The sequence below is a fragment of the Paucibacter sp. B51 genome, from assembly GCF_027863535.1.
Classification (GTDB): Bacteria; Pseudomonadota; Gammaproteobacteria; order Burkholderiales; family Burkholderiaceae_C; genus Paucibacter_A; species Paucibacter_A aquatilis.
Genome location: NZ_JAPIVN010000001.1, coordinates 2,589,035 through 2,605,325, shown reverse-complemented (window position 1 = coordinate 2,605,325; position 16,291 = coordinate 2,589,035). Strand labels below are relative to the sequence as shown.

The following is a 16,291-nucleotide window of genomic DNA, read 5'->3' as shown; positions in this document are numbered from 1 at the left end:
TCAGGCGGCCGCGCGATACGGCGCACACAGGCGCTCGACATAGGCTTGGTGGGGCGGCAGGCCAGCCAGCTGGCGGCTGACCTGGCTGCGGATGTTGTTGAGGAATTGCGAGAGCTCGGCGTCACCCATCAAGTCAGCCACCGGGTGGTGATGCTGCGGGCTGATGCCCTGGCCCATCATGACCTGGATCCAGGAGTTTTCGGCAAACAACTCGTCCAGCGGGCGGAACACGCGCGCCGTCTCACGGAACAGCTCGATGCGGTGGCGCAGGGTCTCGGGCACGGCCATGGTGCGCACATGGCGCCACAGGGCCGAGTCGTCGCGCTCGGTCACGTGGTAGTGCAGGATGATGAAGTCGCGGATGTGCTGCAGGTCCTGCGTGGTCTGCTGGTTGAACTCGCGCACATCCACCTCGCGGATGCCACCGGCCGGGAACAAGCGCATCAGTCGGATGGCGGCGCGCTGCACCAGATGGATGCTGGTGGATTCCAGCGGCTCGATGAAACCGCTGGCCAGGCCCATGGCCACGCAGTTGCGGTGCCAGACCTCGTGGCGCTGGCCCGGCTGGAAGCGCAAGAGGCGCGGCTCGGTGATCAGCTCGCCCTCGACATGGCGGCGCAGCATGTCGGGCGCGTCGGCGTCCGAGAGCTCGCGGCTGCTGTAGACCAGGCCGTTGCCCACGCGGTGCTGCAGGGGGATGCGCCATTGCCAGCCGAAGGGGTGGGCGATCGAGCGGGTGTAGGGCGGCGCCTCGCGCACCGAGGCCGTCTGCACGGCCACAGCGCGGTCGCAGGGCAGCCAATGGCTCCAGTCCTCATAGCCGACGCCCAGGGTCTGGCCCAGCAGCAAGGCACGGAAGCCGGTGCAGTCGACAAAGAGATCGCCCTCGATGCGGCTGCCGTCTTCCATCTGCAAGGCCGTCAGATCGCCCTCACCTGGCTGCTCGCGCAGCACGGCGGCGATCTTGCCCTCGATGCGGCGCACGCCATGAGCCTCGGCCAGGCCGCGCAGGAAGCGGGCGTAACGCGTGGCATCCAGGTGGTAGGCGTAGTTCATGCCGTTGTTCGGCAGGTGGGCAAAGCGCTGCTCTTCGGCGGCGCGCAGCTCCAGGCAGTAGTCGCCGTAGGGCGCCGCCAGACCGCGCTCGCGGCCCTTGAGCCAGAAATGCTGGAAGCCGGCGCTCCAGTGGTCTTTGCCGGTCAGGCCGAAGGAGTGGATGTAGTCCTCACCCGGCGCCTTCCAGCCTTCGAACTTGATGCCGAGCTTGAAGGTCGCCTGCGTGGCGGCCATGAACTCCGCCTCGTTCAGGCCCAGCAGCTCGTGGTAAGTGTGCAGGGCCGGGATGGTGGCTTCGCCGACGCCGACGGTGCCGATCTCCTCGGACTCGACCAGGCGGATGTCGAGCAGCTTGCCCATCAGCTTGCCCATCAGGGCGGCCACCATCCAGCCGGCGGTGCCGCCGCCGGCGATGACGACGCGGCGCACCGGACGGGCGCCGTCGGAATACAAGGTTTGGACACTCATGGTGGGGACCTAGCGATTGAGTTTCTTGAGCAGCCAGGCGCGCATGCGGCGCATACCCGGCTCGGTGAAAGGCGCCAGCAGGCCGCGTGCCGGCGCCGGAATGTGGGCCGCCGTCTGCGCATCGGCCTCAAAGACGTAATGGTCGAACAAAGCGCGCCAGGCCGCACGCTCGGCCGGCGGCAGATCGCGCACCGTGGCCAGGGCCAGCCAGAGCGCGGTGTTGGGCGAATCGGACCAGTCCGGGCTGCGCCGCCACCAGTAGTTGATCAGCACATTGAGGTCATCCAGCCCTTCGACCTGGTGCCACCACAGGCTGGGAATGTAGATCGCATCGCCCGGCTCCAGCTCGACCACCTGGGCACGCGCCAGGGCCTTGGCAAAGCGCGGAAAGCGCTGCAGATCGGGCGCGGACGGGTTGGCCAGGCTGATGGGCTGGCCGGCGGGCGTGAGATCCAGCGGGCCGACGTAGAGATCCCCGACCGCATCGGGCGGGAACAGAGTGAAGCGCCGGCGGCCTGCGACGCAGCAGGCGATATTGGACGGCCAGTCCTGGTGCGCGGGCACGGTGATGCGGTTGCCCATCCAGAGGCTGGCCAGCGGCGCCTCCGGCGTGTCCATGGCCAGCATGTGCTCGGCGGCAAAGCCCGGCAGGCAGGTCTCGACCGTGGTCGAACCCATGTAGAGATAGGGGCGGAGGCTGGGGGCCAGGTCTTGCCCGGCCAGCAACTGAGCCAGAACCTGATCGAAAGGCAGGATCTGCCGGCTGAAATTGAAGCCGCTGAAGTCCTCGGTGTAGGCGATGCGCCCACCGGTCTCGGGCGCCATCTGGAACACACCGACGGTGGCGCCACGCCAGTGGCTTTGCAAGCACGCAGCCGCCGCATCAGCGCCCTGCCCTGCGGCCTGAACCACGGGCCAATGCGAGACCAGCCCACGCATCACGCAGGGCTCGTCCAGACTCAGCACATGGGAAGGTACCTGCCCGGGGGCAGGCACCTGGATTTCAAGCATGGAGTCGCACGCCCTGCGCCTGCTCGGCCAGGATCAAGGCTGGCAGATGGGACAAGGAAGCCAGGGCCATGGCGATGGGCAGCCAGTGGCCGGCCTCATGCAACTCGGCCACGGCCGCACCGGACAGGCCGGCCAAACGGTCTTCATCGATCACGAAATAGCCGGACATGCGGCGCAGCTGTCCGTCGGGCTGCTCGACATCCAGATTCATCGGCTCCAGCAGACGGTGGCGCAGCAAGGCGTCGATGAAGTCGGGCAGTTCCAGCATGCCCTGATGCAAGGCCTGCAGCACGGACAGCCGGCGCTCGAGCACGCCCGACTGCCCGCCCTGCGGCAGGAACAGGGGCTCCCCGGCCTCATGGCTCAGGCGCGGACTGTCCAGGTCCACATGAACCACCCATTCCTCCCCATCGCGCCCGACCAGAAAAGGCTGGCGCTCCAGCGCCCAGGGCAGGTGCCCGGCGCGCCAGCCCTGCGGGCCGAGAAAGCGGTTGTGCGGCTCGAACAAGCCCAGCAAAGCCACGGGCTGGAAACGAGCCGCGGCATTGGCGCCGCTTTCCCGGAACACGATGGGGAAATGCGCCTGGATCTGCCGGAACTCCGCCGGCACCGTGGGCACGGCGTTGGCGGCGTCACCCCAGCTGGCATCGAGCCGCGTTTGCAGACGCAGATCGGCATGGTTGACGTTGTCGAGCAGAACTGGGCGCATGAGGAGCACTCCGTCGGTCAGAAGGCGTAGCGGGCGGCCAGCATGTAGCGGCGTCCGGTCTGGGTGAAGTACTGAGTCTCGTCCTTGCTGCGGCCATGGGTGCGCTGGATGCCGTCGTTCAGGTTCAGAGCCTCGAAGTTCAAGGTGAGATTCTTGCTGAACTTGTAACCCAGGCTGAGGTCCCATTGACCGTAGGCATCGGTGTAGGACGGGCCGGCGCTGCCAAAAACGTCGGCACTGGTGCTGTTCAGGAACTCACCACGCCAGTTGTAGGCCACACGGGCGCTGTACTTGTCGTCTTCGTAGAAGCCCACCAGATTGGACGAATTGCTCAGGCCGATCAGCGCATTCTGGTCACCCAGGTTGAGGTTGTCGTACTTCAGGCCCGAACGCACCCAGGTGTAATTGGCCGCCAGGCCAAAACCAGTCTTGCCAAAGCTGTGCTGCACGTTCAGCTCCAGGCCCTTGATGCTGTCCTTGCGCTGGTTGGTCGGCTGGCCGATGGTGAAGACCGCCACCGGATCACCCGTCTGGCCCGCAATCGTCCCCAGCGCATTGCCGCTGCCGTCGAAACCGGTACGCACCACACCGCGTGTGCCGTTGTAGGTGTTGAGGATGTAGTTGCGGACGCACATCGCATCCTTGGTGGCGCAGCTCTTGGACACGGCCTCGTTGTACAGCGCACCGCCGAAGGGCGTGGTCAGGCCGGTGGGCGAGAACTTCAGCGTGCCGGAGCCGATGAAGTTGCTGATGTTCTTGCGGAACAGAGCCACCGAGACATAGCTGGACTTGGCGTAGTAGTACTCGGCAGAGAAGTCGAAGTTCTTGGACAGCAGCGGCTTCAGGGCTGGGTTGCCCTGGTTGCCGGCACCGCCGTCGAAGCGGAAGTCCGTCAGGGTGCGGCCGCCCTGGATCGCACCCCAGTCGGGCCGGCCGATGGTCTCGCCGTAGCTGGCGCGCACCTTGATCTTGTCGCTCAGATCGGCTTCCCAATCGATGCTGGGCAGCACGTACTTGTAGTCGCCCGACAGCGAGGTGAAGTCCGATGCGCCCTTGACCAGCTCGTACTCATTGGCCGACACCCACTTGATGCCGGTGACCGTGGGCACCAGGGCTTGCGAGCTGACCTTGGTGCGCTCATAACGCAGGCCGATGGTGGCATTCATGGGCACGCCCCACTCCCAGTCCTTGCCGTACTGGATGAAGGCGCTGCTGGATTTCTCCTGCGTGCGGCGGTCGTCGGTGAAGTCCGACGAAGGCACAAACCACTTGTCGCTGCCATCGGCCTTGATGGCCGCGGCGCGCACGGCGGCGAAGTCCCAGAGGTAGAAGTCGTTGAACAGTTTGTTGCCATTGCTGCCCATGGAGCGACCGAAGTAGTCCTGCAGCTTGGCCGGCTGCCACAGCGCGGCCGGGTAGTCGCTGGGCTTGTTGTGGCCACCCCAGTCGTTTTGCTGGACGTTGGCGAAGGCGGTGCGGTTCTTCACCTCGGTCATGCCCACGCCGAAATCAAGGCCCGAGCTTTCCGACAGCACGTACTTGCCCTTGAACTGCGCCTGGTCGATCTGGTTGCGCATATAGCTGTTGCGGAAGGACGAGCCCGTCACTTGCGGGGTGCGTCCGGCATTGACCGCCGGGTCGGCGCTCAGGGGGCTGAGGTCAATGCTGAGGATGGGGAACTTCTGCGAGAAGTCCGCCGTGGCCGCGGCACGGCGGTTCATGGAGACACCCAGGGTCGAGTTGCTGCCGTAGGGGCTGTCGGCGCCCGAGGTGGCGGTGGAGTGGTGGGCATCGAACTCCAGCGAGAGCGCGTTCGAGGCCTTCCAGGCCAGGTTCACGCCGGTGGACTCGTTCTTGTTCTTGGTGCCGAAGATGCTGCCGGCCATGGCGATGTCGGCCGGGCTGTCCTTGTAGAACTCGGTGTACTGCAGCGGCGTGGCCACCGGGCCATTGGTCCAGTTGGAGGCCGAGGGGCCGAAGCTGAACCAGGCCGACAGCTCGCTGCGCTTGGAGTGCACCGTCATTTCCGAGAAGGTGTGGTCGACGGTGGCCGTCAAGGCCTGGATGGGGCGAAACTGCATCACCAGCTGGCCGTTGGTGCGGGTGCGCTCAAAGCCATTCAGGCTGTAACGCAGTTCTTGCGGCACGACATACAGGTCGCTCGGCTTGGGTCGGTTGGTGATCTGGTCCGCGCCGGGCTGACCCGGCTGCGGGATGGCCCCGCCTGCCTTGGCATCGTCGCCCTTGATGGTGCGCCAACCGGCGTCCACGGCGGCCTGGTTGTAGCCACCGCTGCGCTTTTGATAGCTGCCGATCAGGGCGATGCCGAAACGGCCGTCGGCCATCACATCGCTGTAGATGCCGGAGAGTTCAGGCGTGACCTGGCTGCCGTTCAGGATGTCCGGCAGGCGCTTGTTGGAATCGTCGCTGACCAGCTTCACACCGACACTGGCCAGGCGCTGCTTGTTGTCCAGCGGGCGGGCGGTCTTGATGTTGATGGTGGCGCCGATGCCGCCGGTGGGGCTCTCGGCGCGGCTGGTCTTGTAGACCTCCAGGGCCGACACGCCCTCGGAGGCCAGGTTGGCAAAGTCGAAGGAGCGCGAGTTCGAGGCGAACGTGCTGCCGAGGCTGGAGGCCGGCATCTGGCGGCCGTTGAGCAGCACCAGATTGAAATCGGGGCCGACGCCGCGCACGGTGACCTTGGAGCCCTCGCCGTTGCTGCGGTCGATGGACACGCCCGAGATCCGCTGCATGGATTCGGCCAGGTTGGCGTCCGGGAACTTGCCGATGTCTTCGGCCACGATGCCGTCGACCAAACCGCGCGCATTGCGCTTCAGGTTGAGGGAGGTCTCCAGACTCTGGCGAATACCCGTCACGACGACGGCATCGAGCTGAGCCTTGTTGGTATCGGCGGGCGGCGTGGCCTGCTGGGCTTGGGCGCCGAGGCTGGCCACCAACAAGCCCACCGCGCTTGCCGAACGGGACAAACGAGTGACGGGTCGAGGATTTCTCATGAACTTGTCTCCGGGGTTTTTTTTGAAGGTCTGCCCAATGAAACGCTTGAAAGCGCTTTCATTACCGTCAAGAATCGCGCATTTGCAAGCGCTTTCAAATTAGGCAACACCCTAGGTTGCTCGCTCCTCGCAACGCCAATCCCTAGCTTGACCGGCCTGCAATCGGTTTCAGTGCAAAGTCACGCGCCCGAGCCGCCGCAAGGGTGCTGCGGGATCAGCGGATGGCCCGGCGCACCGATTCGCGCAGCACCAGCTCCGGCGCCGCCAGCTGCACCGTCGGGCGCTCGCCGCGCAAGAGGCTGAGCATGGCACCGGCCGCCTGGGCGCCGGTTTCATAGACGGAATGGCGCACCGTGCTGAGCGGCGGCATGGTGTAGCGCGACATGATCAGGTCATCAAAGCCGACGATGGAGACATCGTCCGGCACCCGCAGATTGCGCCGCGCCAGGCCCAGGATGGCACCGTAAGCCATCTGGTCGTTGGAGCTGAAGATGGCACTGAAGGCCACATCGCGCTCCATCAGGCGGCTGACCGACAGCATGCCGCCGGCCTCGGTGTAATCGCTCTGCACGATCAGCTCCTGCTCGACCGGAATGCCGGCCGCCGCCAGCGCATCGAAGTAGCCGTTCTGGCGATCGATGGCATCGTCATGGATCAGATCGCCGAGCAAGAGCGCAATGCGGCGGTGGCCCAGCGAGATCAGATGCTCGGTGGCCAGGCGCGCGCCGGCGCGGTTGTCAAAACTGAAGCTGAACAGGCGCTCGCCCGCCACCTGCCGCCCCACCACCACCATGGGCACGCTGTCGGACAAGGCCTCCAGCTCGCGGTTGTCCAGGCGACCGGCCAACACAATGACGCCGTCCACTCGACGCGACAGCAAGGTCTCGATGGCCTTGCGCTCATCGGCCTCGTTCCAGTTGCCGCTGACGAACAGCGGCACATAGCCGGCCGACTCCAGCTCCACCTCGATGCCGCTGAGCGCCTCGCCGTAAAACGGGCTGCTGATGCGCTGGGTGACCACGCCGATGCTCATGGTGCGCCCGCCGGCCAGGCCGCGCGCCACCGGGTTGGGGCGGAAACCGAGGGTGCGGATGGCCTCGTCCACCGCTGCCCGCTTGAGCTCGCTGACCGTGGCCGTGCCATTGAGGATGCGCGAGACCGTGCTGGGCGAGACCCCGGCCCGGGCCGCCACCTGCTCGAGCGTGACCACGCCCTCCGCTCGGCTTGACGGCGCTTTCTTGGCTGCGGGTTTGGCTTGCACAGACGGTCCTTTCCACGGGGGCTGGACAGTGTAGGCGGCCCCAGGGACGGCTACGCCGCGCCCCCCGCGCTTGTCCCACTAGGGTTTACGCGGCTTGGTGCGCCGGGCCTGCCGGCACAGAATTGTGAAAGCGCTTTCAAAGCGTCAACAAACAAAAAACAATGACACGAGACAAGTCCCCCGACACGCGTCGGCGCCAGTTGCTGGCTGCAGCGGCGCTCGCGCCTCTGGCCCACAGCGCGCCGGCTCAGAGCGAACCGCCACGCTTGGTGGTGGCGGCCTTTCCGCTGCTGGACCAGGTCATCAAGCAAGCCCTGCCCGCCTGGAGCCAGGCCCATGGCGGTGTGCAGGTCGAGGTGATCAGCCGCCAGTACGACGACCACCACACGGCCATGACCACGGCCCTGTCTTCGGCCAGCGCCAGCCATCTGCCCGATGTGATCGCGCTGGAAACCATGTACATGGGCCGCTTCTCGCTGGGCGCCGGCCTGCAGGATTTGTCTGTTCCGCCCTATCTGGCCGAAGGCCTGCGCGAACGCTTCGTGCCCTTCGCCTTTGAGCAAGCGCGCAACCGCGAGGGCGCGGTGGTGGCGATTCCCGCCGACATCGGCCCGGGCTCGATGTTCTACCGCGCCGATGTGCTGGAGCGCGCCGGCCTGGGCCTGAAGGACCTGAGCGAAAGCTGGGAGGCCTACGTGCAGGCCGGCGTGCAGATCAAGGCCCGCACCGGCGCCTACCTGCTGGCGCATGCACGCTACCTGAAGGACATCGTGCTGTTCTCCAGCACCCCGGCCGGCCAGAGCATTTACTTCGACGCCCAAGGCCGGCCCAGCATCAGCAGCCCGCTGTTCCAGCGTGCCTTCGAGCTGGCGCAAAAAGTGCGGCGCCTGGGTCTGGACGCCATCGTCGACACCTGGCGCAATGACTGGAGCGAACACCTGCGCCGCGGCAAGCTGGCGACCGAGCTCTCGGGCGCCTGGATGGCCAGCCAGATGGCCAAATCGGTGGCGCCCAACACCCATGGCCTGTGGCGCGCGGCCCAGCTGCCCGGCGGCAGCTTCGGCGGCTGGGGCGGCAGCTACTACGCCATCCCGCGCCGCTCCGACCCCAGCCGCAAAGCCCTGGCCTGGTCGCTGATCCAGCACCTGACTCTCAGCCGCGAGCTGCAGCTCAGCGCCTTCAAGAACCAGGACGCCTTCCCCGCCCTGCTCAGCGCCCAGGACGACCCCTTCTTTGACGAACCGGTCGATTTCCTCGGCGGCCAACGCGCCCGCCAGTTGTGGCGCGACGCGGCCCGCCGCATCCCCGCACGGCCCCTGCACCGGCAGAACAAGTTCGCCGAGGAGGTGGTCAATGGCGAGCTCGACAACGTGCTGATCTACGGCAAGTCCATTCCCAAGGCCCTGGCCGATGCCCAGGCCTTGCTGGTTCACAGGGCCACGCGGTGATGATGATGAAAAAGACGCGTCCGTCATTTCGCCTGCCCCGCGCCTGGGTGCCCTATCTGCTGCTCAGCCCCTTTCTGGCGCTGTTCTCGATCTTCGGCTTGTTCCCCCTGCTGTTCTCGCTGTGGATGGCCTTCCAGAGCTGGGAACCCACAGCCGGGCTGGAGGCCATGCGCTTCACCGGCCTGGAGAACTTCATCTTCGTGCTGGGTGATGCCTGGTTCTGGAAAGCCCTGGGCAACACGCTCTGGCTGGCCGTGTTCTCGGGCCTGCCCCAGCATCTGGTGGCCCTGCCGCTGGCGGTCTTCATCAACCGCGCTTTCGGGCGCCACGGCCACAGCGTGGCGGCCGCCTACTTCCTGCCTTACATCACCTCGACGGTGGCCATCGCCATGATGTTCACCTCCCTGCTGTCCACCGACTACGGCCTGATCAACGCCCTGCTCAAGTGGGCCTTTGGCATGGAGGCGATCAACTGGTTGTGGCAGCCGCAGACCCTCAAGCCGGCCGTGGCCATGGTGGTGTTCTGGCGCTATGTCGGCTTCAACCTGGTGCTCTACCTGGCCGCCTTGCAGACCATCCCGCGCGAGCTGTATCAAGCCGCCAAGCTGGACGGCGCGGGCTCCTGGTCCTGCTTCCGCTACATCACCCTGCCGGCGCTCAAGCCCATGATGCTGTTTGGAATAACCCTGAGCATCATCGGTGGCATGCAGCTTTTCGAAGAACCGTTCATTCTGACCAACGGCCGCGGCGGCCCCGACCAGGCCGCCATGACGGTGGCCATCTACGTCTACCGCCTGGCCTTTGACTTCAGCGACTTCGGCGCCGCCAACGCCATCTCCTGGCTGCTGTTCGCCCTGCTGGCCACCATGACCTGGCTGACCAACCGCGCTTTCAAGGATCGCAAGCCATGAGCCGCCTGTCGACAAAAACCCTCTCACGTGGGGCAGCCTATCTGCTGGTCGGTGGCGGTGCCCTACTGATGCTGGCGCCCTTCTACTTCATGTTCGTGTTCGCCACCCAATCGAACGCAGCCATCTTCAATGTGCCGCCGCCGCTGTGGTTCGACGGCGAACTGGGCCGCAATCTGCAGACCCTGACCACCCGCCTGCCCTTCTGGCGCAATCTGGGCTGGAGCCTCTACGTGGCGCTGATGTCCACGGTGCTCACCCTGCTGTTCTGCTCCATGGCCGGCTATGCCTTTGCCATGCTGGAGTTCCGCTTCAAGCAGCCGCTGTTCCTGCTCGTCATGGGCACCCTGCTGGTGCCCCCCTTCATGACCATGATCCCCAACTTCATGGTCATGGACGCCTTGGGCTGGCTGGACACCCACCGCGCGCTCTACATCCCCGGCGCGGCCGGCGCCTTCGGCATCTACCTGGTGCGGCAGTTCGCGGCCGCCTCGGTGCCCATGGAGCTGCTCAAGGCCGCGCGCATGGATGGCTGCAGCGAGTTCGGCATCTACTGGCGCATCGCCCTGCCCCTGCTGCGCCCGGCCCTGGGCACCCTGGGCCTGATCACCTTCATCGCCTCCTGGAACAACTTCATGGCCCCGCTGGTGGTGCTGCGTCAGGCCGAGAGCTACACCCTGCCCCTGGCCCTGCGCAGCCTGCAGGCCACCGTCAACACCGAGTGGGGCGCCATCATGGCCGGTTCGGCCATTGCGACCCTGCCCCTGATCGTCCTCTTCGTCATTTCATCCCGCCAACTGATCGCCGGTCTGACCGCTGGCGCCGTCAAATAATGTCCGCTGCAACTCACATCCCCACCTCCTCGGCTGACGTTCCCGCCAGCTTCCCGGCCGACTTCCTGTTCGGCGTGGCCACCAGCAGCTTTCAGATCGAGGGCGCGACCCAGGTCGACGGCCGCGGCGAATCCATCTGGGACCGCTTCTGCCGCCAGCCCGGCGCCATCTCCGACGGCAGCAATGGCGACATCGCCTGCGAGCATTTCGATCGCCTGGAGCAGGACCTGGACCTGATCGCCTCGCTGGGCGTCAACTGCTACCGCTTCTCGCTGGCCTGGCCACGCATCCAGCCCACGGGCCGGGGTGAGTGGAACGCCGCCGGCCTGGGCTTTTACGAGCGCCTGGTCGACGGCCTGCTGGCGCGCGGCATCAAGCCGGTCGCCACGCTCTACCACTGGGACCTGCCGCAAGCCCTGCAAGACCAGCAAGGCGGCTGGGCCGCACGCGACACGGTGCACCGCTTCGTCGACTACGCCCGGCATGTGCAAAAGCATCTGGGCGACCGGCTCTACGCCCTGTCCACCCACAACGAACCCTGGTGCACCGCCACCCTGGGCCATGACACCGGCGTGCACGCGCCGGGCCTGCGCGACCGCGCGCTGGCGGCCCAGGTTTCGCACCACCTGCTGCTCAGCCACGGCCTGGCCATGCAAGCCATGCGCACCGAAGGCGGCTGCAAGAACCTCGGCATCGTGCTGAACATGGGCCCCAGCGTGCCCGCCACGGCCCACCCGGCCGACATCGCCGCCGCCCGCCTGGCCGATGCAAAAAGCCGGCGCTGGTACAGCGACCCGCTGTTCAAGGGCGAGTACCCGGCCGAAGCCCTGGCCGACCTGGGCGCCGCTGCCCCCAAGATCGAGGCCGGCGACATGGCCGCCATGCGCGCGCCCATGGACCACCTGGGCATCAACTACTACACCCGCTACGTGGTCAATGCCGACGGCAAGCCCTGGAGCGCCCGCGAGCACGGCCTGCCCGCCTCGGACATGGACTGGGAGGTCTACCCCGAGGGCCTGACCGACATCCTCTGCCGCATGCACGCCGACTACCCCGACATGCCGCCGCTCTACATCACCGAAAACGGCGGAGCCTTCCCCGACCAGACCTTGGTCGACGGCCATGTGCACGACCTGGACCGGCTCGACTACCTGCGCACCCACATCGCCGCCACCGCCGAGGCCCGCCGCCGTGGCGTGCGGGTGGACGGTTATATGGTGTGGAGCCTGATGGACAACTTCGAATGGGGCTTTGGCTACTCCAAGCGCTTCGGCATCGTCCATGTCGACTACGAAACGCAGGCGCGCACGCTCAAGGCCAGCGCGCTCTGGTACCAAGACCTGCTGCGCCAGTGGCGCGCCCAGGGCTGAGCGGCGGCCGCGATGAAGCACCCTGTCCTGCACCCCACCCGGCCGCTGATGGCCGCCCTGGCCTCGCTGATGGTCGCCTGCGGCGGCGGCGGCGCGACGGCCTCGCCCTCCCCGGCTCCAGCACCGGCGCCCTCACCAGCGCCGTCCCCCGCCCCCACTCCCGCACCCTCCAATCGCTGGACCCTGGTCTGGGCTGATGAGTTCGAAGGCGCAGCCGGCACCCTGCCCGATGCCAAGCACTGGAACTACGACCTCGGCAACAAGGAAGCCAATGGCTGGGGCAATCACGAACTGCAGTACTACACCCAGGCGGCCCGCAATGCGGCACTCGACGGCCAGGGCAACCTGCTGCTGCGAGCCGAGAAGCAAGCCAACGCCGGCCCTTGCTGGAACGACAAGCCTTGCGAGTACAGCTCGGGCCGCCTGCGCAGCGACGGCAAGGTCAGCTTCAGCTACGGCAAGCTGGAAGCACGCATCAAGATTCCCGGTGGCCCCGGCATCTGGCCGGCCTTCTGGACCTTGGGTGAGGACAAGCTGCCCTGGCCTGCGGCCGGAGAAATCGATGTGCTGGAAAACATCGGCAAGGAGCCGCTCCATGCCTACGGCACCGTCCATGGCCCGGGTTATTCGGGTGCCCTGGGCATTGGCAAGCGCTTCATCAGCGCCAAGCCGCTGTCCGAGGACTTTCATGTCTTCACCCTGATCAAGCGTCCGCAAGAGCTGATCTGGCTGGTCGACGGGGTCGAGTTCCATCGCCTCACACCGGCCGGCCTGCCCGCGGGTGTGCCCTGGGTGTTCGAGCGTGCCTTCTTCGTCATCCTCAATCTCGCCGTCGGCGGCGATTGGCCCGGCAACCCCGATGCCAGCACGCCCTTCCCGGCCGAGATGCGGGTCGACTGGGTGCGCATCTACAAAGAGGACTGAGCCATGCAGGTCAGCCGGCATCTCGCCCAGAACGCATCGCTCTGGCCCGACCACCGGAGTGGCGCCACAGCCTTGGGCGCGGCCGGCCCAGGCTCAGCGCCGGAGGCGCCGGCTTGCCATCTCGCCATCGACTGGGCCCGCATCTTCCCCAAGGGCATGGGTGCCCGGCCCGATGCCGACGCCCTGGGCCAAGTCTCGCGCCAGGTGGACGCCTTGCTGGCTCAGGGCCAGCAGCCCTGGGTGACGCTGCACCAGGGCGAGCTGCCCCCGGCGCTGCAGGCGCAGGGCGGCTGGATGAAGCGCTCGACCATCGGTGCTTTTGCTGACTTTGCCCGGCTGATGGGTGAGCAGCTTGGTGACCGGGTGGGGCACTGGATCACCCACGAGAACCCGGCTTGGACGAGCGCGCATCCGCAGGCCCTGGCGCGCGCATTGCACACCGAGCTGCAAATCGCTCACCACCGGCTGGTCAGCCATGGTGAGGCGCTGCGCGCCCTGCGCAGCGCAGCACCAGGAGCCCGGGTCGGCATCGTGCTGGGCCTGCAAGCCATACGCCCGGCCAGCCATCTCCCGGCCGACCTCGCCGCCGCCCTGCGCCAGGACGGACTGCGCAACCGCTGGTGGCTGGACCCGCTGTTCGGCCGCGGCTACCCCGGCGATGTGCTGCAAGCCCTGGGCGTGGACGCGCCCACGGTGCTGCCCGGCGACCTGCGCAGCATGGCCAGCCCCTGTGACTTCCTGGCCGTGCTGCCGCAGCGCCTGGCCCAGCAGGCGTCAAGTGGCCCCGAGCCAGAGGTGGACGAGGCGCGCATCCTGGAGCTGCTGGAGCGCGTGCATCGCGACTACGCCCCAGCCGCGCTGTACCGCCTGCAGCCCTTGCCCCCAGCCCCCGCGCGCCCGAGCTCACATCGCATCGCCCGCCTCATTCCCGGCGCCGCCGCAGCGCGCCCTCACCTTCGCATCGAAAGGGTCTCGTTTTGAGCCGCGTTTGCATCCAAGGCCTCAACATCCGCTTCGGCGGCCACGAGGTCATCCGCCACCTCGACCTGGACGTCCAGTCCGGCGAGTTCCTGGTTCTGCTGGGCCCTTCGGGCTGCGGCAAATCGACCCTGCTGCACAGCATTGCCGGCCTCAACCCCATCAGCGGCGGCCGCATCCTGATCGGCGAGCAGGACATGAGCCAGGCCGAGCCCAGCGCCCGCGGCGTGGGCATGGTGTTTCAGAGTTATGCGCTCTACCCGCATATGAGCGTGCATGCCAACCTGGCCTTCCCGCTCAAAATGGCCGGCCTGCCCAAGGCCGAGATCGAAGCCCGGGTGAAGCGCGCCGCCGCCATGCTGCAGCTGGATGCCTTGCTGCAGCGCCGCCCGGCCCAGCTCTCCGGCGGCCAGCGCCAGCGCGTGGCCATCGGCCGCGCCGTGGTGCGCGAGGCCGGTGTGCTGCTGCTGGACGAGCCGCTCTCCAACCTCGACGCCAAGCTGCGCACCGAGCTGCGCCGCGAGCTCAAGCAGCTGCATGCGCGCCTGGGCAACACCATGATTTACGTGACCCACGACCAGGTGGAGGCCATGACCCTGGCCACCCGCATCGTCGTGATGCACGAGGGCGCGATCCAGCAGATCGGCACCCCGGCCGAGGTCTATGAGCGGCCGCGCACCTTGCGCGTGGCCAGCTTCGTCGGCTCGCCCACCATCAACCGCATCGCCGGGCAGCTGAACGCCAATGGCCAGTTCCAGTCCGGTGTGCTGCAACTGGCCGGCCCGGCCTCGGCGCCCGCCGGCGCGCTGACCCTGGGCGTTCGGCCCGAGGACGTGATGCTGGGCGCGGGCCAGCCTTTCGAGGGCCGGGTCGAGCTGATCGAGCCTCTGGGCGGCCAGCACCTGGTTTGGCTGCGTTGCGGCGATCAAGCCTTGTGCGCCGTGTTGCCCGGCCAACCCACCTTGCAGACGGGCGAAGCCCTGCATTTCGGCTTCGACGCACGCCGCCTGCATTGGTTCGATGCCGAGGGTCTGCGGCTGGAGTGAGCGCCGGGCCGGGCCGGGCCGGGGCCCCCGGTTCCGACGGCGCCGGACGGGGCTGAAAACAAGCCGACAATGGCGACTTGTTTCGCTCGCGCCACCAGGCGCACAACGGCCCCGACATGTCTCGCCTCTTGCGTTGCTTGCGCCACGCCGTCCTCCGCGCCCTGCGCTCGGCTCCGCCTGCTCTCGCTGCACTCGGGCTGCTCCTGCTGGCCGCGCCGCTGCAGGCGCAAAGCATCGCCTTCATCAACCCGGGCCATGCCGACGAGGCCTTCTGGCGCAGCGCCAGCCAGGCCATGGAGGCCGCGGCGAGCAGCCTGGGGCTCAGGCTCGAGGTGCTGTACGCCGAGCGCGACCCTGAACGCACCGTCGCCCTGAGCCGCGAACTGGCGCAGCGGCCTGCCGGGCAGCGCCCGGACTATGTCGTGCTCAGCAATGACAAAGGCGTGCTGGTGGCCTGCGCCCAGAACCTGGCGGCGGCGGGCATCAAGAGTTTTGCGGCCTTCTCGGGCCTGCTGCCGCAGGAGCAGCAGCGCTTCAGCCCGCGCCGCGGCCTGCCCTTGCTGGTGGGCAGCCTGGAGCCGCGCGCCCAGGACGCGGGCTACTTGAGCGGCCGAGCCTTACTCGAACAAGGCCTGGCGCGACGCTTGCACGGCGCCGATGGGCGCCTGCACCTGGTGTCCATCGCCGGGGATCGCTCCACACCCAGCTCCATCCAGCGCAACCAGGGCCTGCGCCAGGCTCTGGCCGAGCATCCGCAGGTCGATTTGGATGCGCAGACCTTTGCCGACTGGCGCCGGGATCAGGCGCGCGAGCGCATGCTGGGCCTGCTGCAGCGCGGCGCGGCGCCGCAGCTGGTCTGGGCCGGCAGCGATCTGATGGCCTTCGGGGCCATGGAAGCCGCTGAAAGCCGGGGCCTCATGCCCGGCCGCGATCTGCTGTTCGCGGCCATCAACACCTCGAACGAGGCCATGCAGGCCCTGATCGACGGCCGCCTCTCGGCCTTGGTCGGCGGCCACTTCCTGACCGGCGCCTTCGCCCTGGTGATGCTGCACGACCTGCACCAAGGCCGCGACTTCATCGACGAAGGCCTGAGCCTGGAGCGGCCCCTGTTCATGCGCTTCGACCGCGCTGCAGCGCAGCGCTTCCTGGCCCGCCCCGACCTGCGCGAGCTGGATTTCCGCCGCTTCAGCAAGGTGCACAACCCGCGCCTGCGCCGCTACGACTTCAACCCGCAGGTCTTGCTGGACAGCGGCGCCAAGCGCTGA

The 16,291-nt window shown here is 67.3% G+C and carries 13 protein-coding genes; 8 read left to right on the top strand and 5 right to left on the bottom strand.

Annotated elements, in window-relative coordinates:
• The 5 genes from OOB33_RS11200 to OOB33_RS11180 form a co-directional block, all read right to left on the bottom strand.
• Entirely contained in the window at nucleotides 1-1,524 is a 1,524-nt protein-coding gene (locus OOB33_RS11200; protein WP_102767536.1) for a tryptophan halogenase family protein, read from the bottom strand.
• A gap of 9 nt (nucleotides 1,525-1,533) precedes the next feature.
• Entirely contained in the window at nucleotides 1,534-2,535 is a 1,002-nt protein-coding gene (locus tag OOB33_RS11195; RefSeq protein WP_271008729.1) for a cupin-like domain-containing protein, read from the bottom strand.
• Nucleotides 2,528-3,244, bottom strand: coding sequence for a SapC family protein (locus OOB33_RS11190; RefSeq protein WP_271008728.1), 717 nt, complete (start codon nucleotides 3,242-3,244; stop codon nucleotides 2,528-2,530). The genes OOB33_RS11195 and OOB33_RS11190 overlap by 8 nt, the downstream gene beginning before the upstream one ends.
• Before the next feature lie 17 nt (nucleotides 3,245-3,261).
• Nucleotides 3,262-6,258: a TonB-dependent receptor gene (locus OOB33_RS11185; RefSeq protein WP_271008727.1), complete on the bottom strand. Its 2,997-nt coding sequence runs from the start codon at nucleotides 6,256-6,258 to the stop codon at nucleotides 3,262-3,264.
• Nucleotides 6,259-6,472: 214 nt separating this feature from the next.
• Nucleotides 6,473-7,519, bottom strand: coding sequence for a LacI family DNA-binding transcriptional regulator (locus OOB33_RS11180; protein ID WP_243392750.1), 1,047 nt, complete (start codon nucleotides 7,517-7,519; stop codon nucleotides 6,473-6,475).
• Between the two features lie 161 nt (nucleotides 7,520-7,680).
• Here OOB33_RS11180 and OOB33_RS11175 point away from each other — a divergent pair, with 161 nt between their 5' ends.
• The 8 genes from OOB33_RS11175 (at nucleotide 7,681) to OOB33_RS11140 (ending at nucleotide 16,291) form a co-directional block, all read left to right on the top strand.
• Nucleotides 7,681-8,967, top strand: a complete 1,287-nt coding sequence (locus tag OOB33_RS11175; protein WP_102767541.1) for an extracellular solute-binding protein — start codon at nucleotides 7,681-7,683, stop codon at nucleotides 8,965-8,967.
• On the top strand, nucleotides 8,967-9,878 hold the full coding sequence (locus tag OOB33_RS11170; protein WP_243392751.1) for a carbohydrate ABC transporter permease: 912 nt from the start codon (nucleotides 8,967-8,969) through the stop codon (nucleotides 9,876-9,878). The genes OOB33_RS11175 and OOB33_RS11170 overlap by 1 nt, the downstream gene beginning before the upstream one ends.
• On the top strand, nucleotides 9,875-10,708 hold the full coding sequence (locus OOB33_RS11165; RefSeq protein ID WP_102767542.1) for a carbohydrate ABC transporter permease: 834 nt from the start codon (nucleotides 9,875-9,877) through the stop codon (nucleotides 10,706-10,708). Before OOB33_RS11170 ends, OOB33_RS11165 begins: the two co-directional genes overlap by 4 nt.
• Nucleotides 10,708-12,078: a GH1 family beta-glucosidase gene (locus OOB33_RS11160; RefSeq protein ID WP_271008726.1), complete on the top strand. Its 1,371-nt coding sequence runs from the start codon at nucleotides 10,708-10,710 to the stop codon at nucleotides 12,076-12,078. The genes OOB33_RS11165 and OOB33_RS11160 overlap by 1 nt, the downstream gene beginning before the upstream one ends.
• A gap of 12 nt (nucleotides 12,079-12,090) precedes the next feature.
• Entirely contained in the window at nucleotides 12,091-13,002 is a 912-nt protein-coding gene (locus OOB33_RS11155) for a glycoside hydrolase family 16 protein (RefSeq protein WP_165794536.1), read from the top strand.
• A 3-nt stretch (nucleotides 13,003-13,005) separates the two neighbouring features.
• Nucleotides 13,006-13,983, top strand: coding sequence for a family 1 glycosylhydrolase (locus tag OOB33_RS11150; protein WP_102767545.1), 978 nt, complete (start codon nucleotides 13,006-13,008; stop codon nucleotides 13,981-13,983).
• On the top strand, nucleotides 13,980-15,026 hold the full coding sequence (locus OOB33_RS11145) for an ABC transporter ATP-binding protein (RefSeq protein ID WP_271008725.1): 1,047 nt from the start codon (nucleotides 13,980-13,982) through the stop codon (nucleotides 15,024-15,026). The genes OOB33_RS11150 and OOB33_RS11145 overlap by 4 nt, the downstream gene beginning before the upstream one ends.
• A 116-nt stretch (nucleotides 15,027-15,142) precedes the next feature.
• A complete protein-coding gene (locus OOB33_RS11140) occupies nucleotides 15,143-16,291 on the top strand; it encodes an ABC transporter substrate-binding protein (RefSeq protein WP_271008724.1) in 1,149 nt (382 codons plus the stop codon).